This is a genomic window from Armatimonadota bacterium (assembly GCA_029907255.1).
GTDB lineage: Bacteria > Armatimonadota > UBA5829 > DTJY01 > DTJY01 > JAIMAU01.
Genome location: JARYMF010000008.1, coordinates 20,170 through 43,768, shown reverse-complemented (window position 1 = coordinate 43,768; position 23,599 = coordinate 20,170). Strand labels below are relative to the sequence as shown.

16 protein-coding genes and 1 pseudogene are annotated in these 23,599 nt (G+C 47.3%); 8 read left to right on the top strand and 9 right to left on the bottom strand.

Annotation, left to right across the window (positions count from 1 at the left end; genetic code table 11):
• Positions 1-473 precede the first annotated feature (473 nt).
• Both QHH26_08850 and QHH26_08845 read left to right on the top strand, forming a co-directional pair.
• On the top strand, positions 474-1,808 hold the full coding sequence (locus QHH26_08850) for a glutamine synthetase family protein (GenBank protein ID MDH7482062.1): 1,335 nt from the start codon (positions 474-476) through the stop codon (positions 1,806-1,808).
• Positions 1,809-2,031: 223 nt separating this feature from the next.
• On the top strand, positions 2,032-3,264 hold the full coding sequence (locus QHH26_08845) for a hypothetical protein (GenBank protein ID MDH7482061.1): 1,233 nt from the start codon (positions 2,032-2,034) through the stop codon (positions 3,262-3,264).
• 54 nt (positions 3,265-3,318) lie between these two features.
• Here the strand turns inward: QHH26_08845 and QHH26_08840 are convergent, their stop codons facing one another.
• From QHH26_08840 to QHH26_08820, 5 genes and pseudogenes are all read right to left on the bottom strand, one after another.
• Positions 3,319-3,720, bottom strand: coding sequence for a secondary thiamine-phosphate synthase enzyme YjbQ (locus QHH26_08840; protein ID MDH7482060.1), 402 nt, complete (start codon positions 3,718-3,720; stop codon positions 3,319-3,321).
• Positions 3,721-3,795: 75 nt separating this feature from the next.
• Positions 3,796-4,173, bottom strand: a pseudogene (locus tag QHH26_08835) (ribonuclease HI family protein).
• A 3-nt stretch (positions 4,174-4,176) separates the two neighbouring features.
• The gene (locus tag QHH26_08830) at positions 4,177-4,884 is read right to left on the bottom strand and encodes a C4-type zinc ribbon domain-containing protein (protein ID MDH7482059.1); all 708 of its coding nucleotides are present in this window, start codon (positions 4,882-4,884) and stop codon (positions 4,177-4,179) included.
• A gap of 185 nt (positions 4,885-5,069) precedes the next feature.
• Complete coding sequence (locus QHH26_08825) at positions 5,070-7,556, bottom strand: post-COAP-1 domain-containing protein (GenBank protein MDH7482058.1); 2,487 nt, start codon at positions 7,554-7,556, stop codon at positions 5,070-5,072.
• A gap of 65 nt (positions 7,557-7,621) precedes the next feature.
• The gene (locus tag QHH26_08820; protein MDH7482057.1) at positions 7,622-7,783 is read right to left on the bottom strand and encodes a hypothetical protein; all 162 of its coding nucleotides are present in this window, start codon (positions 7,781-7,783) and stop codon (positions 7,622-7,624) included.
• Positions 7,784-8,116: 333 nt separating this feature from the next.
• Here QHH26_08820 and QHH26_08815 point away from each other — a divergent pair, with 333 nt between their 5' ends.
• Positions 8,117-9,076, top strand: a complete 960-nt coding sequence (locus tag QHH26_08815) for a phosphodiester glycosidase family protein (protein ID MDH7482056.1) — start codon at positions 8,117-8,119, stop codon at positions 9,074-9,076.
• 231 nt (positions 9,077-9,307) lie between these two features.
• On the opposite strand, the gene clpB is transcribed toward QHH26_08815, so the two are convergent.
• Positions 9,308-11,935: an ATP-dependent chaperone ClpB gene (clpB, locus tag QHH26_08810; protein MDH7482055.1), complete on the bottom strand. Its 2,628-nt coding sequence runs from the start codon at positions 11,933-11,935 to the stop codon at positions 9,308-9,310.
• Positions 11,936-12,399: 464 nt separating this feature from the next.
• Here clpB and QHH26_08805 point away from each other — a divergent pair, with 464 nt between their 5' ends.
• The 3 genes from QHH26_08805 to QHH26_08795 all read left to right on the top strand — a co-directional run bounded on the left by QHH26_08805 (position 12,400) and on the right by QHH26_08795 (position 16,030).
• Positions 12,400-13,707, top strand: a complete 1,308-nt coding sequence (locus QHH26_08805) for a radical SAM protein (protein MDH7482054.1) — start codon at positions 12,400-12,402, stop codon at positions 13,705-13,707.
• Between the two features lie 170 nt (positions 13,708-13,877).
• Positions 13,878-14,222, top strand: a complete 345-nt coding sequence (locus QHH26_08800) for a 4Fe-4S binding protein (GenBank protein ID MDH7482053.1) — start codon at positions 13,878-13,880, stop codon at positions 14,220-14,222.
• A 125-nt stretch (positions 14,223-14,347) separates the two neighbouring features.
• Complete coding sequence (locus tag QHH26_08795) at positions 14,348-16,030, top strand: DUF6067 family protein (GenBank protein ID MDH7482052.1); 1,683 nt, start codon at positions 14,348-14,350, stop codon at positions 16,028-16,030.
• 16 nt (positions 16,031-16,046) lie between these two features.
• On the opposite strand, the gene QHH26_08790 is transcribed toward QHH26_08795, so the two are convergent.
• Positions 16,047-18,362 carry a SpoIIE family protein phosphatase gene (locus QHH26_08790; GenBank protein ID MDH7482051.1) on the bottom strand — a complete coding sequence of 772 codons (2,316 nt, stop codon included), beginning with the start codon at positions 18,360-18,362 and terminating at the stop codon, positions 16,047-16,049.
• A gap of 206 nt (positions 18,363-18,568) precedes the next feature.
• On the opposite strand from QHH26_08790, the gene QHH26_08785 reads away from it, so the two are divergent.
• Positions 18,569-19,762: an MFS transporter gene (locus tag QHH26_08785; GenBank protein ID MDH7482050.1), complete on the top strand. Its 1,194-nt coding sequence runs from the start codon at positions 18,569-18,571 to the stop codon at positions 19,760-19,762.
• On the opposite strand, the gene infA is transcribed toward QHH26_08785, so the two are convergent.
• On the bottom strand, positions 19,743-19,961 hold the full coding sequence (gene infA / locus QHH26_08780) for a translation initiation factor IF-1 (protein MDH7482049.1): 219 nt from the start codon (positions 19,959-19,961) through the stop codon (positions 19,743-19,745). The two genes, QHH26_08785 and infA, sit on opposite strands and share 20 nt — an antisense overlap.
• A gap of 209 nt (positions 19,962-20,170) precedes the next feature.
• Here infA and QHH26_08775 point away from each other — a divergent pair, with 209 nt between their 5' ends.
• Positions 20,171-20,863: an endonuclease/exonuclease/phosphatase family protein gene (locus QHH26_08775; GenBank protein ID MDH7482048.1), complete on the top strand. Its 693-nt coding sequence runs from the start codon at positions 20,171-20,173 to the stop codon at positions 20,861-20,863.
• A 193-nt stretch (positions 20,864-21,056) separates the two neighbouring features.
• Here QHH26_08775 and QHH26_08770 read toward each other — a convergent pair whose 3' ends face one another.
• Positions 21,057-23,531 (bottom strand): sodium-translocating pyrophosphatase, encoded by a 2,475-nt coding sequence (locus QHH26_08770; GenBank protein ID MDH7482047.1) that lies wholly within the window; start codon positions 23,529-23,531, stop codon positions 21,057-21,059.
• Positions 23,532-23,599: the final 68 nt, after the last annotated feature.

Here is a 23,599-nt window from a genome sequence, read left to right as displayed (position 1 = left end):
AACATTTGTGAAACACTAAACCACAGCACAAACAAAAAGCCCGCACGATTGCAATCGTGCGGGCTCCAGCGCCAACTATAGTAGGGATGCGGCTTTGCATCCTTCACCATGCCAACTTCGGCATCGGGATTATAACAAAACTTCAATTCTAAGTCAAGGCAGTGCTTACCATCCGGAAGGCCTGGTTAATAAAAACTCAACGCTTAGTTATAAACAACATAACTAGTGCGCCAAAGACGGTAATACTTTATGTAAAATTGGGCTTCAGAAACTTACTATTTTTTAATTCTGATAGCCCTTTGCTCTTGACGAAAAGAAAACTGTTTTTGTATAATGCGTTTGTCGAAATAATTACAGGGCATTGATGCCCCTAGAAAAATCACAGAAAGATTTTTTCACGCAGAAGTGGTCGCAGAGACACCAAGTGGTGTATCCGCGGCTTTTTTATTTTTTAGCCAAGAAAGGAGATTAAAATGAGCAAGAACGACAAAGAATCCGTACTAAGAATGGCAAAGGAACGTAATGTGAAGTTCATAAGGTTTTGGTTTACCGACATTCTCGGATTCCTAAAGAGCTTTGCCATTACGTTCAACGAACTAGAAACAGCACTTGAAGAGGGAATGGGCTTTGATGGCTCGTCCATCGAGGGATTCGTGCGCATTGATGAAAGCGATATGATTGCAATGCCCGATATCAGTACTTTCCAGCTTCTGCCTTGGAGGACAAAACCCGACATTGGCGTCGCACGCGTTTTCTGCGATATCTATCTGCCGGATGGAACGCCTTACGAAGGTGACCCTCGGTATGTGCTCAAGAAGGTATTAGAACGAGCCAGCAAAATGGGCTATACCTTCTACGTCGGTCCGGAGCTAGAATACTTCTACTTCAAAAACAACAAAGGCACGCCAGAGGGACTCGACGAAGGTGGTTATTTCGACCTGACTCCTGCTGACGTTGCTAGCGATCTTCGGCGGGAAACTGTAATGACGCTTGAGGAAATGGGCATTCAGGTCGAGTTTAGCCATCATGAAGTTGCCCCTAGCCAACACGAAATTGACCTTAGGTATACGGATGCACTCACGATGGCCGATAACGCAATGACCTATCGGTTGGTCGTCAAGGAAATCGCCATGAAATATGGCGTATATGCAACATTCATGCCCAAGCCAATTTTCGGCATGAATGGTAGCGGAATGCATACTCATCAATCGCTATTCAAGGGCTCGAGGAATGCATTCTTTGACCCAAATGATAAGTACCATCTTTCTAAAATAGCAAAGCATTACATCGCAGGTCTCCTAAGACACGCTCCTGAGATTACCCTTGTAACGAATCAATGGGTGAATTCATACAAAAGACTTATTCCGGGCTATGAAGCGCCAGTTTATATTTCATGGGCAGTGCGCAATCGATCAGACTTGATTCGAGTACCAGCCTATAAACCAGGCAAGGAAAAGGCAACTCGAATTGAGTATAGGGCACCAGATCCAGCCTGCAACCCATATCTTGCGTTTGCTGTCATGCTCGCAGCAGGTCTCGAGGGAATCGAAAATGAATACCCGCTCCCTGAGCCAGTCGAGCGCAACGTCTACGAAATGAACGATGAAGAACGAAGGGCACTGGGAATTGGCCAACTACCTGAGAACCTACACGATGCGATTGTCTGCGCAGAAAAAAGCGAACTCCTGCGAAAAACGCTAGGGGACCATGTATTCACAAAATTGATTCAAAACAAAAAAGTTGAATGGAATAGGTTCAAAGCTCAGGTAACGCAGTTCGAATTAGATGAATATCTGCCCGTGCTATAAAGCCTTCTTTGCCTAAGCAGTTAGTCGGTATGTTGGTTGGCAAGTTGCCGAAAGTCATTGCAGATGCACTCTTGCTTTCTAACATACTGACTAACTGCCCTTTACATTCGCCTCAACCGCGCTCCCAAAAGAAAGCTCTACAAAGAACTTCTACTCCTCCCTGCTTGAATATTCTCAGCTTCCCTTTGTAGAATTAGAACGCTAACATGGAGGCTGAGGAGAAATGCTTAGACTGTTTGTACTACTCATACTAGTAACAGCAGGGTGTATTACGATGGTGCGCGCCGATTTGACAATACAACAGATCCCAGGCCAAGCAGAACTTGGGACAGTCGAGATTTTAGGCGTAGGATCTGATAAGTTTCGTCCAAAGCTTTGGAAAAAAGGAAACCTAAATTTTGTGCCCGATATTCGCCATCCTCTTATCGAACCTAGAAAGAGGGGATTGTTTCGCAATATTTACGCTCCTTCAGTAGTTGAGACTCCTAATGGCTGGCGTATTTTCTATGGGGCATGGGACGGCGTTGATTCGGGCAATGATAGGATTTACTCTGTGTTCACCCAGGATTTTCTTGATTTCCAAGACCGTCAAACAATTATTGAACATGGAAGATTCATACATGTCTGCAATGTAAGCGCCATCAGACTACCATCAGGTGAGTACCGCTTGATGTGCACTGTATACCCGGACGCAAAAAAGTTAAATAAGCCAGCTACTTTTCACAGTTATGATGGCATCTATTGGAATGGAAAACGTATGCCTTACCATGCCCAGCTGTCGGATATAATCTCAATTGACGGCTATGACAAGTACGCCGAAGCAGATATAAACGGAATGAATGTGCTTCTTTATGAGAATAAACTTTTTCGCTTGTACTTCAACAATTTCAAGGACTTCGGCAAGGTATACCGAGCAACATCACGAGATGGGAAACATTTCGAATTCGATGGAGCCGTGCTTGAAATACCTGCAGTTGTGAATGATGTCAAGAAGTTTGCTGTTGGTAAGCGAGTCTACTATCTAATGGGGCTCCATATGAACACCGACAAGCTATGGTATAGCCTATCTCGTGATGGCATTAACTTTGAACCAGCAAGAGTTCTCGCACAGAACTTAGGTGATTCCGATAGATATATAGTTGCAATTGGATGGGTTGTGAAGGGGCAGCGTGTCCTAGGCTTCCTTTACGGCGCAGGCGCAGTTCCGAGTCTGAACCGCAATCGTATATTTGCGCGCTGGTTGCAAAAGAAAGTTGTTTTTATCGCAGAAGATGGAACTAAATACGAACCATCTGGAGCACTCGGCCCGGACCGAGCAATAATTAAAGTTCCTGCCGACAAACAAGTAAACGGGCATTTTACGGTTTATGATGAGGATGGTTTCAAAATAATTGTCAGCAAGGCGCCTGCTAAACTGATATCCGGTGCAGTCTACGTTTTAAAGAACGACGACTAGCAGAGAATTCCCTTACTAACGGAGAAATTTATCTATCCTCAAGACCATTCCTAGCTACCGTCCTGGGATTACCTGCACTAGAACATTTCGACTTCGGGGGCCATCGAACTCGCAAAAATATATTCCTTGCCAGGTGCCCAAGGCAAGGCGAGAATTTTCTATAAAAACGCTAGCCGAGAATCCCATCAAACTAGCTTTCACATGTGAGTCGGCATTTCCCTCAATATGGCGGTATCTTGCATCGCGGGGAACTAATCGCTCGAGAGTATCGATTATGTCGCGAACTACGTCGGGATCACCATTTTCGTTAATTGTAATGCCGGCAGTCGTGTGAGGAACGTAAACAATGCAAAGTCCGTCTGAGACCCCGCTTGACTTAACTACATCTTGAACTTCTCGCGTTATGTCAACAAACTCTGTTCGGGCCGATGTACGCACGCTGATGCGTTGAATCATACTGCCTGCCTCCTTTTTCGGTTTTGCAGAGTCAAAAGTTAATCTGGGCTGCAAGCTACCTTCGGCCCCCATTGTAGCAAGTTTATCCGCTTGCTTATTTCTTTCTCGGCTGACCTGATTTATTGATACATGTTCGAATTTTGACAGAAGATCAAGCGCCTTACTAAAAAGTGGCGTTATGCTTTCCGACCTAACGCGATATTCACCTTTGATTTGCTTGGCAAGTAGCTCACTATCCGTGGTGATTTCGACATCCCGAAAGCCTAGTTTTAAGACTTCCTCAAGCCCCCTAATCAAGGCAGTATATTCAGCAAAATTATTGGTTGCTATGCCAATGTGCTCGCTAATCTCGCACAGCACATTGCCTGTTTCGTCGGCGATGACGACTCCGATGCCTGCAGGGCCAGGATTGCCTTTTGCTGCTCCATCAATGGCAACGGTGGCACGTTTCATCTGCTACTCTTCCAAAAACAGCAAGCGGCCGCAGTTCTCGCACGTTCTGGACTCGTCGCCTGCCTTTATTTCGCGAAGGACACCCTCCATAATCTGCATACGGCATGCAGAGCATAAAGAATCTTCCACCTTGCTAATATATACGCCACCGAATCTTCCGCGCATAGCCTCATATTTCTTAAGGAGTGCTGGGTCTACCTGACCAACTGCCCTTTCCCGTTCGGCAGTGAGCGCTTCGATGCGAGCAGTAAGAGAAGCATTATCCTGCTTTATCTTCTCCAAAAGAGCCGCTAGCTCAGATTCTTCTTGTTCGAGAGCAGCCTTAGCGTTTCTTGCAGCAGCTTTGCGTTCCTCAACTAAGTCCATAAGCTCGAGAATGTTTTCTTCGAGCTTGTCTTTTTGGCGGCCTAGCATTTCGATTTCCTTTTCCATGCTTTCCAGCTCCTTTGGATTTGTTACCATGCCGCCATAGAGTTTATCGCGAAACATCTTCTGCTTGGCTTCGACGCTTTTCAAATTTAGTTCTTTGTCTTGAAGTTCGGCCGATGTTTGATGCAAGAGCTTATCTGCTTGTTCGAAAGCACGCCTAGCGCTCTCAACCTTTTGCTTTTTTGCGGAACCATCATCGAGCGAAGCTTTCGCTTTTTGCGCCCTCGCCAATTCGAGATCTATATTTTGCAGTTCAAAAAGCGCTTTCAATCGTGCGCTCATGATTTTGTCCCTTTCAGCCAAGTATTGCGTTCATCCGATTGCGTAATTCTAGCATCAGTGGCATCATGTGTCAAACACGAAGCTACTTATAAGATATTGAAAAAGGCTCAGGCCCGGATCCGAAGACCCGGGCCTGATGCATTGCGCCAACCGGGGGACCAGTACCCCGGTCTAAGGTAGTCTAATTAATGGATGGTGATGTTGCCTCCACCCAGTTTGCCGCCTTTCTGGTAGCCAGTGTCTAGCAGGATATTGAACACGTCATCCGAACCTGGCTCGCCATTGTCAGTCACGTCAATCCTGAACCAGTGTCCAGGCTGATTATCAATTTCGCATGTGCCATAAATCCAAGCGCGATTGCCAACGATACCCATGGCAACTAGAGAAATACTCTTTACAGTCATGCCGGTGTCATGGTCCTGGTAGGTCACGCTGCCAGCAGGAGCGGCAGAACCTTCTACATATTCGGAAACAAACCCACATGTCGCTTTCTTGCCTTCCAACTCAATCCACCCACCAGCAGTCGTCTTGCCAATGCTGTTGACAACATTGAACGTCACCGTTTGCGTGGCTGTGTTGCCAAAGATATCGCTAGCGGTCACAGTCAGGGTATGTGCACCAAGCGCCAAGCCGTAAATGTTCTGGCCGCTCGTTACAGGTTCGCCGTCTATATCCGCTGTAATGCTCGCAACCGAGCTTAGTTCATCGGTGGCACTGAACTCCACTTTAATGCAGCCATACGGGTAATCAGCCGGCGCAGGAGATGCTATTGTGATTACAGGTGGATCGGCATCAACCTGAATTTGGGCCGTGGCGACCTGGCCAAATGCCCCGCCAAATGCGCCATCGTTTACCATCCGCCATTCGGTAGTATATAGCCCCGTAGTGGCAGGACTCGTCAGTTTAATCTTAAAGGTTGCCAACTGACCAGGGTAGATTGGTTCTGCATCTGTAATTGGAATCTTGTCGCCGCCAAGTTGGTTATTAGCAGTCGGGGCGAGCTTCCACACGGTATATGGGAAGTAGACTTTATTCACCCATTTGTTGCCCCAACACCATGCCTGGCCTTCGTTTCGCATAACCACGGTGCCTTCAATTGGAGCATTTGGTCCGACCAGCGTTGGGAAGCTAACAGACTGAACAGTCGCTGCCAACCTAGGTTTCGGCGTAACACCAAAGTAATTGCAGATGCCTTCGTACATACCCCATGCCACAGTTGCCGAGAAAATTCGGTCAAGTGAAAACACATGGTCAGGATAAAACTTCCAGTCGTCATGGAAGAGTAATTCGGTGAGAACTGCTGGCATCAAAGCTTCGCGAATCTCACCAAAGTTTGAGGTTTTTACGCCTCTATTAGCCCACTGTCTTGAAGGAGGCGAAGTCTGCGCATATCCAACCCAGTTACCAACGCCGGAAGGCCATTCTGGTGGATTCGCTCCGGTGTATCCATACATTTGAGGATCTTCAGCCCAATAGCCATCGTACTTAGTTCGAATTGCGTTTACAATAGCTGTGTTAAACGCATTTGCCAATGCGACGGCCTTGGTCTGAAGCCACGGATATTTAGAAGTGTACCAATATGTTTCAGTACCCCTTCCCTGGCCACTGCCAGCTGCGTTAGTGTGGAGGTGAATAGACACCCAATTCTCCCACAGACCTGGGTTGTTTCTCACCTGTTCTATTTCCTCAGGGGTGAGCGGCCACTTACCAATCATGTTGTAGTTTGTCCAGTAGGGCCGTGCGCGAATATCCTTATCGGATTCGGACGTCAACGTTGGCTCATTCCACACTGCCTCAGGAGCACCAATTTCCTGCAAATGATACTTTGCCGCCGTTATCCACTTATACAGTGGGAATGAACAATTTGGATAGCCGTACTTGTTGTAGTCGAAGAATCCGGCATTTTTGTCGAGATTCCTTCCACAACACACTATCGCCCCTGAGGATTTTAGGTATGCCCTCAGGAATCGGATTTCTTGGTCCGTACGATAATCTTCATAATAGGAGCCCCACTGGAAGCCTCTTGTCCAATAATAATAGTTGCTAGGCTGGTATACGCTACCGCTCCATCCTGGCGGACGAGGTGGCTCAGGGTTTGGACCACACAAGGTTCTCATAGCTGGCCGCCAGTACCTATACTGCGAACGCTCATCCCAATAAGCTCCATGGCTGTTGTAAAGACCGACGCCCTTGCCTGCTAATTCGGTAGTCAGAACAGGAATGTCAGCACCTTCGCCGCCGCCACCACCGCGGTCCGGAATTTCAGTAATAATCCCTCCAATCCCCGACAGCGTACCAGCGGTGGAGAGTGTCTGCGCGCTAGCTGTGGAAGCAGCTCCAGCAACGGTCTGGGGCAGATATGTCCATAGTGGTTGACCACCAACAGTAATTTCCAATGCAGTGATGCCGAAGTCGTTTAACGCATTGTTTAAAGCTAGAGACATGGCATCAGCAACTTCTTCGCCCAGTCCATTCAATGCATCGGCACTCAACTCAACGGTTACTGACTCTCCGTCAACAATGGTGCTCACTACCGTTGTGCCAGCGGGAAATACGCCGCTGTTAGCCACACAGTCAGCCACTACTTCCTCTATTGTAGCCTGAGCCCAAGCGGAACCCCAAACAAGCACAAGGCACAAAACCAAAAGTGCCATTAGGTGTTTGCTTGCCAATTTATTTACCTCCTTCGTTACATAATCTTCGCCCACTTTGTCCGGGCTTGAACTGGAAAAGTTAATTATTCTTCTGGCGCATCACTCCTTTCAATCCATCGGGGGGTAACTTTGGGGTAAACAACATTATGAATGGGCGCAAAAACGCCGAACGTCGGTGCTGCTGGGCCAATCTCGATGCAGAAAGTGCATCGATTAATGTCTTCGCTTAGCTCGAGGCGATGCATATTCCTATACCTCGACTACAAGCTACCTTCCGATGCAGGCTACTTTCGGAAAGTAGATTTTTGCACCAACCTAAAGAATGGTTTGTGGCTTCTTCCGCTACAGCAGGTAGGGGATTAATACTTGCCCATTTACTAATCCTAGTATAAATGCCAGGTTCTATTTGTCAAGCAATTTTCTAAAAACAAGTATTTTTACTTGCATTAAAATCTGAAACAAAAAACCCGCATAGTTACTAGCATAAAAACCAGCACTATCACGAGGGAAAATATTACCATGTGGTATGTTTAGTGCAGCTGTCCTTTATTGAAGAAATAAGAGAGGAGGTATTCGGCATGAATCGACATGGACTATTGGTGTTTGCCGTGGCCCTCCTAGCATACTTTCAATGCACATACGTTTCAGCTGACAATATAAGCTACCTCCAAGCCTACTGGAATGAGAATCGCATAAACGTTGTCTTTGTCAACCTTCAATCTCCTGATTTGAAAGTTACTGCTGCGGTTGCAAAACGCGGACCTGGTTCATCTGAACCATTCCAATCAATGATATCTCGTGTGCGCCCCTCAGCAGCGATAACAGGCACATTCTTCTGCACCCGCAGTCTGCGCCCAACAGGTGACATTGTGATTGATGGTAAGCTAGTGAACACTGGCAGCGTTGGCACAGCTGTATGCATTACCTATGACAACCAAATTGACTTCATCCCTCTCAAGCGCCTTCGAAACATAGGTTGGAAAGGCTACGAGACTGTATTATGTGCCGGACCAACTCTCATTAGGGAAGGTACAATTGCCCTCTCACCAAAGGCGGAGGGGTTCTACGATTCAGGGATATATTGCAAGAAACGACGCGCGGCATTGGGGGTAACTCGAAACAACAAATTGATGCTAGTAACTGTTGACAAACCGATATACCTTCGGACCCTAGCCAAAATAATGCTCCACCTGGGAGCAAAGGATGCCGTTAATCTAGATGGCGGATCATCCGCCGCCTTATATTATAACGGTAAAGTAATCAGTAGCCCTGGGCGCAGGTTAACCAATCTAATCGTTGTCTATGACAGCATTGAGTCATATCTAGCCCACCGGCATGCCCTTGCGCCAGGTCTTGAGAAGCCTTTGTTTGAAGCCGAGACTATTGCTCTTAAACCATACTCACAAGGAGGCATAGCGCCAGCACCAACCAAAACAAAACCCCATGGTTCAGCACCGGACGATATGATGCCTAAAGCTAATCTTCTATTGCCAGACACCAAACATGACGGATATTTCATAACGACCAGCAGGCCGTGAATTCGGCTTAGGAGTAGCTTTCACGAGTAGCACTTGCGAAATTCAAAAGCCCAATTGATAAAGATGCTGGGACAAACCTCTAAAGCATTTTTTGCCGCAAAACTTTATCCGATGCCCATTTTTAGTGTAGTATTTGAAATAAGGATTTAACAAAACAACCAAGCGTAAAAAAACAAAAAGGGCGAGCATATTATTAGCTCGCCCATTAGCTTATATCGGCTATTCTAACGTTTAGCTCACCAGCTCCGGCTCTATCACAGGGGTGAAAACAAACTCGCCGTCCGTATAGTCTACCTTCACGTGCTCACCCTCGCGAATTTCGCCGGAGAGTATCTTCATTGCAAGCGGATCCTGTATGCGCTTTTGGATTGTCCTCTTAAGTGGCCTTGCGCCATATACTGGGTCGAACCCCTCAGATGCAAGCGCTTCCTTAGCCGCTTCCGTCAGTTCGATAGAAAGATGCTTCTCAGCCAGTCGCTTCTTTAGATGCTCTATTTGGATATTCACTATTTGCTTGATTTCCTCACGGCCTAGTGGATTGAAGATAATTATTTCATCTATTCTATTCAAGAACTCCGGCCGGAATTGTTCGCGGAGCGCATCCATAACGTTTTTCTTAAACTCGGAATCATCTTGGAGGATATTCCCCCGTCGGAAGCCGAGCGTGTGCTCATGGATGTACGCTGAACCAACGTTTGACGTCATTATAATGACGGTGTTCTTGAAATCAACTGTGCGACCCTGGCCGTCGGTCATGCGCCCTTCATCAAGTATCTGCAGGAGCGCATTGAATACGTCTGGATGAGCCTTTTCGATTTCATCGAAAAGAATTACGCTGTAGGGCCGCCTGCGGACCATCTCGGTAAGCTGCCCACCTTCTTCATAACCAACATAACCAGGCGGCGCACCAATCATTCGAGCAACCGAGTGTTTCTCCATATACTCTGACATATCCAGCCTAATTAAAGCCTTCTCATCGTCGAAGAGAAACTCGGCTAGTGCCCTTGCAAGCTCGGTCTTACCAACCCCTGTGGGTCCGAGGAATATAAAGCTTCCTATAGGCCTGTTGGGATCCTGCAAGCCAGCCCTTGCTCGGCGCACTGCATTCGATACCGCCTGAATGGCTTCATCCTGACCTATTACTCGGAGTTTCAATCGCTCCTCCATATGAACGAGCTTTTGCATCTCGCCTTCAAGCATTCTTGACACAGGAATGCCAGTCCACTTGCTTACAACCTCGGCGATATCCTCTGCGTCAACTTCCTCCTTGAGCATCTTTTGGTCCTTCTGGACTTCCGCTAGGCGCGCAGTCTGTGCCTCAAGTTCCTTTTCCAAATTGAGAATGACGCCATATCGAAGTTCTGCGGCTCTTTGAAGGTCTGCATCTCGCTCGGCAGCTTGCAGTTCCGTCTTCGCCTGTTCAATTTGCTCCTTGATTTGCCGAATTCTCTGCACAATTTCTTTTTCCGTCTGCCAATGAGCCTTCATTTCAGCAGACTGTTCGCGGAGATTAGCCAACTCCTGCTCCAGCTTTTCTAGTCGTTCCCTTGCAGACTTATCGGTTTCCTTCTTAAGGGCTTCACGTTCAATTTCAAGCTGGCGGATTCGTCGCTCGATAACATCTATTTCGGTGGGCATGCTGTCAATCTCCATGCGCAGACGTGCACATGCCTCATCGATTAAATCAATTGCCTTGTCTGGCAGGAATCGGTCGGCGATATATCTATGTGAAAGCGTCGCTGCCGCCACAATCGCAGAGTCATTTATCTTAACGCCATGGTGAACTTCATAGCGTTCCTTGAGACCCCTAAGTATGGCGATTGTATCCTCCACGTTTGGCTCGGAAACAAGTATTGGCTGGAAACGACGTTCAAGGGCGGCGTCCTTTTCTATGTGCTTGCGGTATTCGTCGAGTGTAGTTGCACCAACGCACCGTAGCTCGCCTCGAGCAAGCATTGGCTTTAGCATATTAGATGCATCCACAGCACCTTCAGCTGCGCCTGCACCCACAACTGTGTGCAACTCGTCAATAAATAGAATGATTTCGCCCTCAGATTCGGCAATCTCGCGAAGTACCGCCTTCATGCGTTCCTCGAATTCGCCTCGGAACTTCGTACCGGCAACCATGCCGCCGATGTCAAGTGCGATAATGCGCTTGTCCTTAAGTCCTTCTGGAACATCACCCGAAACAATGCGTTGAGCAAGCCCCTCGACAATAGCAGTTTTGCCAACGCCTGGCTCGCCTATAAGCACAGGGTTGTTTTTCGTCCGCCTGGAAAGAACCTGAATCACGCGGCGAATCTCCTCATCACGGCCAATAACTGGGTCAAGCTTACCTTTTCGTGCTGCTTCGGTGAGGTCGCGCCCATACCGCTCTAGTGCTTGGTATTTCTCCTCAGGACTTTGGTCGGTAACACGAGCACTGCCGCGAACCTCAGCCAGAGCCCTGTATATGTTATCCTTTGTTGCACCAAAGCGGCGGAGTATATTGCCAGCCTCGCCCTGCGATTCAGAAAGTGCCACAAGCATGTGTTCTGTGCTAATATACTCATCCTTCATTCGTTGGGCCTCGTCCCACGCTTTATCCAAAACAGTCTTGAGCGTAGGCGAGATATACTGAGTCCCTGTAACACCACCAACCTTGGGCATTCTATCCAGCACGCCCTCGATTTGGAGCTGAACGGCTTTTGGATTCACTCCAATCTTTTGCAAAATAGGCGTGACAATACCTTCTCCTTGCCTGAGAAGTGCAAGGAGGAGATGTTCTGCTCCTATTTCCTGGTGGCCGTTTTCATCTGCAATACTCTGCGCTTCTTGGAGCGCTTCCTGAGCCTTCAGAGTAAACTTGTCTAATCTCATAGTTTTCTCTCCCTCGACTTGCTTGTGTTTGTATTATACCACTTGAGTGTAGTATTGTCAAGTGATTTTTCATCACTTATGAAAATTATCCCATCATAATTTTTGCCAAGTGAGCGCTTATATAAACGCTAAGAAATAACCTAGCTTAGGATACAATTCCTAAAAAATATGTTATTATAGCATTCAAAGCTTCCCTTGAGGTTTTGCTTGAGAGTGATATTGATATCCTAATTGCTATATTCTTCATAGGTGTAGCAAACCTCCTAAAAGGAGCTGATTCGAAAATGTGATGTGCACAACTTGTGGCGACGACATTGGGCTAAGCAATTGCTTGGGTTACTTCAAGCGGTCGCTGGAGAGTTCTGAGCTCTAGCAATCGCAAAGAAAATGCTCGACAAGCAGCAGTGGAGTATTATAACTTTTATCTTAAAAAGATAATATACCAAACCAGGAGATAGACAACCATGAAGGTTTTGCTCCTCAATCCACCAATGGATGGCAAGGAACCACCTACCCGGCACACCGAGAGCCTCGGGATGGGATATATCGCCGCTGTGCTCCGCCGGGATGGGCATGATGTTGAAATGTTAGATGCATACCTCAGGCGAATGAAGCTGGGTGAAACCATCGCCGAGGTGGTCTCTCGCGACTTCGATTGCCTTGGAATCACCGCATATGATGTCCACAGGCATAATCTACTCACCATCGCAAAACAAGTACGGAAAAAGAAAAAGAACGCCATCATCTGCGCAGGTGGCTATCTTCCGACATTCTCAGCCGAAAAAATCTTGACCGCATGTCCTGAGTTCGACTTCCTCGTAAGAGGTGAAGGTGAGATAACAGCAAGCGAAGTATTTGGGCGGATTTCGCGAGGCGAGGACTGGCACGACACTCCAGGAATAGCTTATCTCAACGGCAACAAGCCAGTGCTAAACCCTATGCCGCCATTAGTCCAAGACCTCGACAGCCTGCCGTTTCCTGCGCGTGACGAGCTTGCGCGGATGACACCGAAAATGCCTGCGCTAATCTCCGGAAGCCGTGGATGCTACCACCGTTGTGCCTTTTGCTCAATCCACAGCTTCTATGGGCTGCATGGTGGTCGTGCTCCAAGATACAGGAGCGCCGCTAACATCTTAGACGAAATTGAAAAAGTAATTAATGAGACAGGCGTTCGGGAGTTCGTGTTCTCGGACGACAACTTCATTGGCCCAGGAGCAAAGAATAAGGAAAGGGTACTTCGAATTATTGACGAGATGAAAGCGCGTAAGCTCGACTTCACCTTTACAATTGAATGCCGAGTAGATGAGGCAGATGAGGGAATTCTCCGAAAACTCAAAGAAGTTGGTCTTACAAGGGTATTTCTCGGAGTCGAATCCGGCGTCCAGCGCCAGCTGGATACGTATAATAAGAAAATAACGGTCGAGCAAAGCCGGCGCGCCATAGAGCTTGTAAGAAAACTAGGAATCAATATACATGCTGGGTTGATTATGCTTGACCCTTACGTAACTTTAAATGAGCTACTCCAAAATATAGACTTTATTCGGGAGATGAAGCTTCAAGATAGCTTCTCAAAATTACCTTTCTTATATACCACTAAACTCACTCTTTACGGCGGGGTACCTCTAATTGAGAAACTCCGAGAGGAAGGCTTGCTTCGCGAAAAAGGCTTGGACATGGACTATGTATTTAAGGACAAGTGGTTTAGGCTAATCTACGGCATAACCAATGCCATAGGAAAAACCATCGGCTTAGTCAATCGATTCCGTAATTAGTAGTTGACTTGAAAAACAAAAGCATCGCTTGACCAAATCGAGTAAATCTGGTAGACTAACGCGGGTTTGCCTGTACATTTTTCAGATGGTGTTAGCGAACCTGCGGAACCACCCTCGACAGACGGTGGAAGCTAAATTTGCAACGCATATATCACTTCAGGAGAAGCCTTATGGCAGTTAATGTTAACGACAAACTAAAGAAAATGCCCGAGACCAAGGAACCCTGCTGGCGGGAACTTCCTGAGGCAGGATTGGTTACCGAAAGTGGCACAGCGGCAAAATACAAGACAGGTGATTGGCGTACTCAGCGCCCAGTTTGGGATGCAGAAAAATGCATTCACTGCTTAATCTGCTGGGCATATTGTCCCGACAGCGCAATTCTCGTGAACGAAGAAGGCAAAATTACAGGAATAGACCTAGACCACTGCAAGGGATGTGGAATCTGCGCTGAGGAGTGTCCACCAAAGGTAAAGGCATACAAAATGGTTCCAGAAGCCGAGTTTAGAGGGAAGTAGCGCGGTCTTCCTTCATTGCTTGAGGGCCACCCGAGGCCGGTTCAGCCGGACCCGGCTGGCCCTTTTCTTTTAAAATAAAAAGGATTCCCTATTCCGCCGGAGAAAATTCTTAGGGTGACGTTACCATGGTTATAAGAAGGATTGTTTTACCTGTCTGCATACTACTTGCGCTTGCCGCATTCAACATTCGCGCCGAAGGGGTGGAAAAAATGCCTGCAGAACCCATATTAAAAGTCTGGACAGTGGATTCATTGATAAAAATATTTCCGAATACTCCCGCATCGGATGCCCCAGCCGCGGTAAAAGTAGATGCTGTTCGCAACGAATACGAATCCGCACAGTTGGTTGTCACGCCAGATAGGAACATAGATAACCTCACTGTAAAAGTCTCGCAACTCACCGGTCCGTCGAAGGTAGCTCCACGCGTTGAAACACACTTCTTAGGCTACGTGCACATCGAGAAAGGTACTCCTGAAACGCCACCTGAATATCTCATTACTCAAGCGCCGTCAGACATACCAGATGTTCTCCTCGAAGCAAAATCGGTCTCGGTCAAAGCAAGCCAAAATCAGCCAATTTGGTTCACGATTTATGTTCCGAAGAACGCCGAGCCGGGAATTTATAAGGGCGAAATAACAATCGAAGCAGATTCCACCAAATCCAACGTCCCCCTAGAAGTCAAAGTTTACCCTGCAACACTGCCTGACGAACGAACGCTGTACCTCACCAACTGGTTTTCTCACGGCAATATTGCTAAGTTTCACGGGCTGGAAATGTGGAGTGAGCCATATTGGAAGATGCTTGAGGCTTATGCAAGATGCATGGCCGAACATCGCCAGAACGTAGTTATTACCCCAATCATGGATCTGATTGCTGTGCACTATGACAGTAGCGGCAACCGAACACTTGATTTCTCACGCTTTGACAGTTGGGTCGAGCTTTTTAAGAAAGCTGGAGTCATCGGAACAATCGAGGGTGGTCACCTCGGTGGGAGGAGCGAATGGGAGGCAACAGACTTTGATGCTCATTGGCCTCGGATTTATAACCCAGATGGTTCAATTAAGCCAAATCCTAAAATTAAAACTACATCCGAAGAGGAGCGACAGTTCCTTTCTTGGTTCATGCCCGCGCTTCAAAAGCATTTGGAAGAAAAAGGATGGATTGGCATTTACATTCAGCACCTTGCCGATGAACCAATCCCAGCTAATGCGGAAAGTTACAAAAAATTATCATCTTGGGTACGGGAATTTGCACCCAAGCTTAGAATCATCGACGCATGCATGGCGAATGAAATTGCTGGCGCAATTGACATATGGGTACCGCTCCCTCAACACTTCGAAAGCCACATGAAGTTTTTCCGCGAAAGGCAAGCATTAGGCGAGGAAGTATGGTTTTACACCTGTCTTACCCCAAAGGGCAAGTATATGAATCGTTTGCTTGATTTTCAGCTCATCAGAACGCGGCTGCTCCATTGGTTGAACTTCAAGTACGGTCTTACCGGCTATCTACACTGGGGGTTCAACTACTGGCGTGGTGATCCGTATACTGACTGGCAATCGGACTGGCTGCCGCCCGGGGATTCACACATCGTATATCCAGGGAAGCGAGGACCTATGAGTTCAATCAGACTTGAGGCGCTCCGCGATGGAGTTGAGGATTTCGAGCTTCTGAAGTTGCTAGAGAAAAAGCACCCTCGGAAAGCACGACAAATTTGCAATTCCGTCGTCCGAACCATGACCGACTACACACTCGACCCATCAGAGTTTCGCGAAGCTCGCAAGCGATTGATTGAGGAAGTAAGCAAGTAAAACCTAAATGCTTGACCTAAGTCTGTTCGCGCTTCAACACCATTAGAGCAATATCATCCTGTAGAACACCTTGAGAAAAGTCAATTATGCTTTCGTAAATGGCATCAGCAATCTGGTTTGGGCTCTCATTCTTATGGTCTGCTATCACGCTTGCTAATCTCTCGATGCTGAACTGCTCACCATCGCGTCTGGCTTCTATTATTCCATCGGTATAGCATACGAGTATCTCATCTGGCAAAATATCCAATGTTTCATCAACATACTTAATATCGGGGAAGATGCCGAGGGGAGGTTGGCGGTCTCCTGCGGGTAGCATTACAATCTCGCCAGACTCGCGAGCAAGTATTGCAGGTGGGTGACCAGCATTAGAATAAACTAACTGGCCATTTTCCACATCGAGTATGCCATGAAACATCGTGACAAATCCCCACTCCTGGGTTGTTCGAACCAAAGCATTGTTAGTGCGAGTAAGCGCTGAACTAGGAAAGTTCTCTTCGGACAAGAACGCTCGGAGCGTATACTTACCCATTGCTGTGTATACAGCGGCCTCAAGCCCTTTGCCCGCCACGTCCGCGATAACTAGTCCCATCCGACCCCCTGGGAGTGCCAACAAATCATAAAAATCCCCTCCAAGCTCGGCTTCCTCTAAAGCAGGATAGTAGCGGCAGGCTAAACTAAAAACCCCAATGCTAGAAGGAATTGTCGGAAGCATACTGCTTTGAAGCGCCTCGGCTATATTGCGCTGCTTTTGGGAAGCCATTGCATGTTCAATAGCAATAGCGGCAAGATCTGCAAGCTGCCTGGCACCGTCTAGTATTTGTTGGTCTAAAATTGGCACCTCTCCCGGATTATCAAGGAATGCAATGCCAACCACATGATGCCTTCTCACTAGCGGGAGCAACAGCCCCCCTTTTAAATTCACACTATTAATAAATTCGATAGGCAAAACACCGCAGTTGGTAATATCCTCAATGATGACCGGCTTCCCCGCTAATATGGCTTCTTGTTCCAATTGAGCCGATTCTGAAAGATCTATCGTAATTCCATGTACCAACTCAGGATGAATTAATCCCCACCCAGCGCTGGCTATCAACCTGTCGCCACGCCTGAGAAAAATAGTACAACGTTTAAGTTTACAAAAAGATGCTAGAGATCTCGCAATAATTTCCAGGCGTTCACTAAGATTTGCAGCAACTATTAGTCCTTGGGCTACAGTATACAAAGTAGATGTCTCGGCAGTACGGCCCTGCTCTGACCGCAAAGCTTCGTGCAACTCGTTTGTGCGCTCCTGGAGCGTCGCCGCCATTTCGTTAAAGCTCTGCCCCAAAAGCTGTATCTCGTCGCCGGTACGAACATCTGCTCGCACGCTCATATCGCCTGCCTGAAAAGCCCGTGCCGCCTCGACCAAATCAAGCAAAGGCTTGCTTAATAAATTACCCAGATAACCCGTAACACCCAGGGCAATCCCAACAAACAGCAGGGTAAGTAATAACCACACTGCAGCTTTGCGGCGCACAGGACCAACAACGTCTTCCCTAGGATAAAACACTCCTACCGCCCAATTAAACTCCCGAATTGGCTCCACCGCTCCAAGCACTACCGGACCCGAAGGCATCCGAAACTTTTCAACCATCACCGACCTACCTCTAAGTGCCTCGCGTATAGGAGGTAAATGCAACCAGCATTGGCGACCAGGGAAATTTCTCCCAATGTTATTCTTAACAGCTATCACACCTTTGGAATCCGTAATAACAACCATCCCAGAGTTCATCATGCGTCCCACTATAGACTGCTTGATCGATTCCTCATCCACCAATGCGCTAATTACGCAAGAGAGCCGTCTATTTTTATCTTGAACTGGAAAAGAAATAGCAAAAACCTCAGCATTTAAAGGTTTCATATAAAAAGAACTACTAAGTAAGACTTTGCGTGCAGGCTCTTGCTTTATTTCCAGAAATTGGAAGATATTCATGCCTTCCATTTGCGGGATGTTACTAGCAATTACCCTACCATTTGGGTCAGCCACGGCTATGTGCTTCACCTTTGGGCAAAAGAGTACAATATCCAGCAGGTTGTGCCGGAGTTGGGATGGAGAAATTCCAGGTTGTTCGGTTATCCTTTCGCCGAGAATACTCTCCAATACTAATATTTCTTCCACGTAGCTAGAATATGCTTGTGCGATATCACCTGCAACTTCTTGCTGGTCCTTAATTGCATTATTGACTTCTTCTTTGAAGTGGAATATCTGGATGAGGATAATGCAAACAACAAACGGTGTTGCAATCAATAAACCAGTTAAAAAAAGTTTATTGCGAAGTCTGCTGATGTGCATTTAATTGCGTCCTTGCAAGTTAGGAATATTTTTATTAGTAGTTGCCTCGGAGGTTTGACTAGGCATTTGCAACTATCGGTTATAAATTCGTTAAAAAAATCACAAATAAAGTACCCAATTAAACTGCTTTTATACCGATTTACTTGAGGGGTTTTGACTTGCGTTAAATGGCAAAACTATAATACCTAGGAAGGAGCTAAATATCGTTGCGCGAAAACCGGACGCCAAGAATTAGTAAAACAGTAATAACGCTAGGCCTTGTCAGTCTTCTAACGGATATATCCAGCGAGGGGATATACCCTCTTATACCATTATTCCTTACCGAAACCCTCCATGCGAGAGTTTTGGCTGTGGGGCTGATAGAAGGAGTCGCCGAAAGTACAGCAAGCCTCCTAAGAATAGTTTCCGGCTGGCTAAGCGATGTGCTACGTAACCGAAAATGGCTCACTGTTGCTGGATACTCTCTGTCGGCGCTTAGTAAACCCTTGCTTGCTCTTGCTACCTCTTGGCACTTTGTCTTTGGCATCAGGTTTATGGACCGCCTCGGAAAGGGTATTCGCACTGCACCCAGGGACGCACTAATTGCGGATGTTGCGGCTGCCGAGGCTCGCGGAATCTCATTTGGCTTACACAGAGCAATGGATAGCCTTGGAGCAACACTTGGTCCACTGATTGCTTTTCTATTAATTTTGTATGGCATCAATAACTACCGCCAGTTATTTTTGCTCGCGTTTATTCCTGCTGCGACTGCAGTGCTTATCCTCATCGCCTTCGTCCGCGAAGCCAGGCGGGAAACTTTCGAAAAAGTAGATATGCCTTCTCTGCGGATTGGTAGGTTTAGCCGCCCATTCAAGTTGTTTTTATTAATTACAACACTTTTCTCTATTGGCAACTCAAGCGACGCATTCCTTATATTGCGAGCAAAAAACGTGGGGGTTACGGCGGCCTCAACCCTCTTAGTATATGTCCTCTTTAATTCTGTTGATTCAATCTTCGCAACAGCGGCAGGAGCACTTTCAGATAAAATCGGGCGGAGAAATGTAGTATTATCAGGATATCTACTATTCGCCTTAGTCTATACTGGGTTCGCCCTTGCAAGAAGCCCTATGACAATTTGGCTACTTTTTGCAATGTACGGCCTATACAACGCCTTGACACATGGGGTACAGAAAGCCTTCGCATCCGACCTAATTGAAGCGGGAGTCCGAGGGACGGGCATGGGAGCATACAATATGCTGACGGGATTGGCGCTATTTCCTGCCAGCCTAATCGCGGGTTATTTATGGGACAGCATCAGCCCATCGGCACCTTTTTACTATGGCGCGGCAACCGCACTCCTCTCTGCGCTATTACTGGCAATCTGCTTCCGAAGCTCCGATGTCATTTATAGCGGTAGGTAATGCGGCCACGGGTAAGGTCATAAGGCGACAGCTCAACTTGTACTCTATCCCCTGGAAGTATTCTTATAAAATGCATGCGCATCTTGCCAGAAATGTGCGCAAGTACCTCATGACCATTGTCAAGCCTGACCTTAAACATAGCGTTTGGAAGCGCCTCTTCTACGACGCCGTCCACACGAATGCCTTCCTCTTTTGCCATACTTCAAATCACCTCCTCGCTAGAAAAAATAAACCAATTCGAGAATTACTATCAATTCATTTACCCTGCTTTGTCGGCGGCGATGACATGTTCAACACCAACCAGCCCTTCTCCTCCCAAATAACTTAATATTTTGGCATCTTGACGTTGAAACTGCATGAATGATGTAATCTATTAGGATTGGGAATATAAACTTTCGAGGCACAAAAATGTTCAGAATTGTCACATACAACATAAAAGCTGGGCTCGGCATGGATGGAATTCGCTCCATACGCCGTATTGGAGATGTTTTGGCACATCTCAGGGCGGACGTGATTTGCCTGCAGGAGGTAGACCAACACATAGCCAGAAGCTGGCTGGCAAACCAACCAAAGCTCCTCGGCATTCGCCTCGACATGCATCCTGTATTCCAACGCAACCTTAGGCTGGATTCCGGCTGGTACGGAAACTGCATACTTGTAAAGCCACCAGTCATCCACTGCCGCTTTCACCAACTTCCTGGAGGAGGAGAACCTCGCGGTCTCCTTGAGGTGACTACATCCCTCGATGGCTCAGAGGTTACAATTTTTTGCACACACCTTTCCACCGAAGAACCAGTCAGAGTGGAGCAGGCTCTCAAAGCGGCGGAAATCACACGTTCTGTCCACAGACCCAAAATACTTTGCGGCGATATGAACGACGTGAGAGGCTCAAAGACATTGGCTAATTTGCTTAGCGATCCAGTTCTACGGGATGTTGCCCTTGAATTTGAGCAAGATCATGCCGCAACTCTAATTGGACCAATCCCTTCTCGAATTGACTTCATTCTAGCAGACTTAAGGTTTAAAGTGGAATCTTATTTTGTTGTTGATTCTAATGCTTCCGACCACCGACCGGTGGTTGCCGACTTGACACTTGCTTAGAAGCCCAATTCGTGGACCTAGAATATCATTACGAGATGGCTATAGTGGTGAGTTTACTAACCGAAAGCTAACCTGGCACTGGTATAAGCATCAACTTACGCTAGTTAGCCATAAGCAAATAGGAAAGGCTAGGGATGCCCTAGCCTTTCTACATACCAATCACAATTGCTTTGATATTAGCTAAGTCCTATAATCACCGCCCTGCTGGTTCTGGAACTTTCTCTTCCTTTTCAAGCTCCTTTTCTATTTCCTCTACGCTTTCGATTCCGCCGCGCTTGCTCCAAAGAACTGCACCCGCCAGGGCGATCGCTGTTATTATCACAATTGCAGTTCGAACACCACTGCTTATGTTGGTAATAGCTATGGGAGCAATTAGAATCGCCACCAGGTTCATAACTTTAATCATCGGGTTAAGCGCTGGACCAGCCGTATCTTTGAATGGGTCACCAACGGTATCGCCAACGACTGCCGCTTTGTGCTCTGCTGTGCCCTTACCACCAAACATACCATCTTCAATCTTCTTTTTTGCGTTATCCCAGAGGCCGCCGGTGTTCGCAAGCAATACCGCCATAAGCTGGCCGGTAAGTATTGCACCAGCTAAGAAACCGCCAAGCGCTGCAGCACCTCTCAAGGGGTCTCCGTAACCCAAGCCAAACGCAACGAGAATCGGGGCACTCACCGCCAAGATTGCCGGACTCATAAGCTCTTTTTGTGCTGCCGCTGTTGAGATAGCAACACATCTCTGATAATCAGGCTTGCCCTTGTCAGACCCACTCCGCGGGTCGTAATCCATAATACCTGGGATTTCGCGAAATTGCCGCCGAACCTCCTCAACTAGCATGAATGCCGCACGGCTAACCGCATTGATAGCAAATGAACAGAATAGGAATGGCACAGCACCGCCTATCAAAAGCCCAATGAAGACTTGCGTGAAATCAACACGGATGCCTATATGAAGCAAACCAGCATCAGCCATAAAAGAGCGGAAAAGTGCCGTCGCCGCTATCACTGCCGTGGCAATCGCAAGCCCCTTGGTTAGAGCCTTGGTTGTATTACCTACCGCGTCTAGTTTGGCGACAATTTTATGGGCATTGCTCTCTTCTCCTACGTCTTTCAGCGCCCCAGACATTTCGAAAATGCCGTTGGCATTGTCGGAAATCGGGCCATAGGTGTCCATTGCCAGCATGAAACCGGTAGTTGAAAGCAAACCAAGTCCTGCGAGCGCAATTCCATAGGCGGAAAATTCGGGATTGCCCTTAAATAGAAGCATAGCCGCAAGAATTGAAAGGCAGATAGCCACTATACCCCACACGCTTGATTCAAGACCAGAGGCAAATCCGCTCAATATTATTGTCGCCGGACCTGTCTTCGCCGCTCTGGCGGTCTCAGTGACGGGTTTCTTATCTATGGCAGTGAAGTACTCGGTCAACTTATCAATAATTAATGCCAGGATGATGCCGCTAAGGTTGGCAGCTGCAAATCGCCACCATTCAAATCCAGCAATCGGAACCTTAACTGCGAAAATATAGTAGGAGATACCAAAGAACCCTATGGTTGCGAATAAGGCGGACATAAAGAACCCGACATTAATTGGATGCATCGGGTTCATTGCCATGTCATCTCTTCCCCGAACGGTATACACACCTATGATTGAGGCGATAACGCCCACTGCACGGATGAGCAATGGATAAACAACGAGCGCCAACACAGCTGCAACCGCGTTCAGTCCTGGCACTGTTTGCAAGAAGGGATATGCCGCCGCACCCAGGATGATTGCTGCAACAAGTGTAACTTCATAGGATTCGAAGACGTCGGCCGCCATTCCGGCGCAGTCACCTACATTGTCGCCCACGTTGTCGGCTATCGTGGCTGCGTTCCTGGGGTCATCCTCAGGGATGCCTTTCTCAACCTTACCGACGAGGTCAGCGCCAACGTCGGCAGCTTTGGTGTAAATACCACCGCCAATTCTCATAAACAGTGCCGCCAAACATCCGCCAAACCCGAAGCCAATCAGCACCTTCATGGACTGCTCGCGGAACATGAAGAATACCAGACATGCTCCAAGAAGCCCAAGCCCCACTGTTGCCATTCCGGAAACGCCGCCCGCGCGAAATGCAACATAGAGCGCACGCTTAAAGCTAGATAAGGCGGCATTTGCGACGCGGACATTTGCTCTAACGGCCATCATCATGCCAACTAAACCAGCTAGATACGATGCAGCCACACCCATAATGAAAGCTATGCCAACGCCAACATATACGGGAATACCGCCTGCCCCTTTATATTGAAATTCTGGCAGTCCTTTGTACAGAAATATAAGTCCAATGGCGATGATGATAACAAACCAAATCATTGTCTTTATCTGCCGCTTCAAATAAGCCCATGCGCCCTCTTGTACAGCCCTAGATACAGCTATCATTCCTTGCGAGCCTGGACTCTCTCTCATAATTGCGGCAAACCACCATGCGCCGAAGAGTAGGCCTATAATCGCGCAAATAAACACGGCCCAAACAGAAGGCCAAACGAGCTCAAGTTCGTTAAATTCTGGCAACTCGATTGCCTCAGCTGCTTGGGCAACGATGCTCAAACTCAGACCTACAAGCACCAATACTGCAAGCAAGCTAAGCTTCCTGAGCATTTTCAATGCTCGCTCAGAATTACGAAGCATTTTGATGAATCCCCTTTCCTAATAATAGCTACTCAGCATATGTTAAAAACCCTTCAGATTATAGTGAG

Excerpts from the sequence above, each read along its gene's own strand:
- QHH26_08800 (MDH7482053.1), top strand. The coding sequence starts at position 13,878 with ATGGCAGTTAATGTTAACGACAAACTAAAGAAAATGCCCGAGACCAAG.
- QHH26_08770 (MDH7482047.1), bottom strand. The coding sequence starts at position 23,531 with ATGCTTCGTAATTCTGAGCGAGCATTGAAAATGCTCAGGAAGCTTAGC.
- QHH26_08790 (MDH7482051.1), bottom strand. The coding sequence starts at position 18,362 with ATGCACATCAGCAGACTTCGCAATAAACTTTTTTTAACTGGTTTATTG.
- QHH26_08820 (MDH7482057.1), bottom strand. The coding sequence starts at position 7,783 with ATGCATCGCCTCGAGCTAAGCGAAGACATTAATCGATGCACTTTCTGC.
- QHH26_08845 (MDH7482061.1), top strand. The coding sequence starts at position 2,032 with ATGCTTAGACTGTTTGTACTACTCATACTAGTAACAGCAGGGTGTATT.
- QHH26_08840 (MDH7482060.1), bottom strand. The coding sequence starts at position 3,720 with ATGATTCAACGCATCAGCGTGCGTACATCGGCCCGAACAGAGTTTGTT.
- QHH26_08775 (MDH7482048.1), top strand. The coding sequence starts at position 20,171 with ATGTTCAGAATTGTCACATACAACATAAAAGCTGGGCTCGGCATGGAT.
- QHH26_08830 (MDH7482059.1), bottom strand. The coding sequence starts at position 4,884 with ATGAGCGCACGATTGAAAGCGCTTTTTGAACTGCAAAATATAGATCTC.
- infA (MDH7482049.1), bottom strand. The coding sequence starts at position 19,961 with ATGGCAAAAGAGGAAGGCATTCGTGTGGACGGCGTCGTAGAAGAGGCG.
- QHH26_08815 (MDH7482056.1), top strand. The coding sequence starts at position 8,117 with ATGAATCGACATGGACTATTGGTGTTTGCCGTGGCCCTCCTAGCATAC.
- clpB (MDH7482055.1), bottom strand. The coding sequence starts at position 11,935 with ATGAGATTAGACAAGTTTACTCTGAAGGCTCAGGAAGCGCTCCAAGAA.
- QHH26_08795 (MDH7482052.1), top strand. The coding sequence starts at position 14,348 with ATGGTTATAAGAAGGATTGTTTTACCTGTCTGCATACTACTTGCGCTT.
- QHH26_08805 (MDH7482054.1), top strand. The coding sequence starts at position 12,400 with ATGAAGGTTTTGCTCCTCAATCCACCAATGGATGGCAAGGAACCACCT.
- QHH26_08850 (MDH7482062.1), top strand. The coding sequence starts at position 474 with ATGAGCAAGAACGACAAAGAATCCGTACTAAGAATGGCAAAGGAACGT.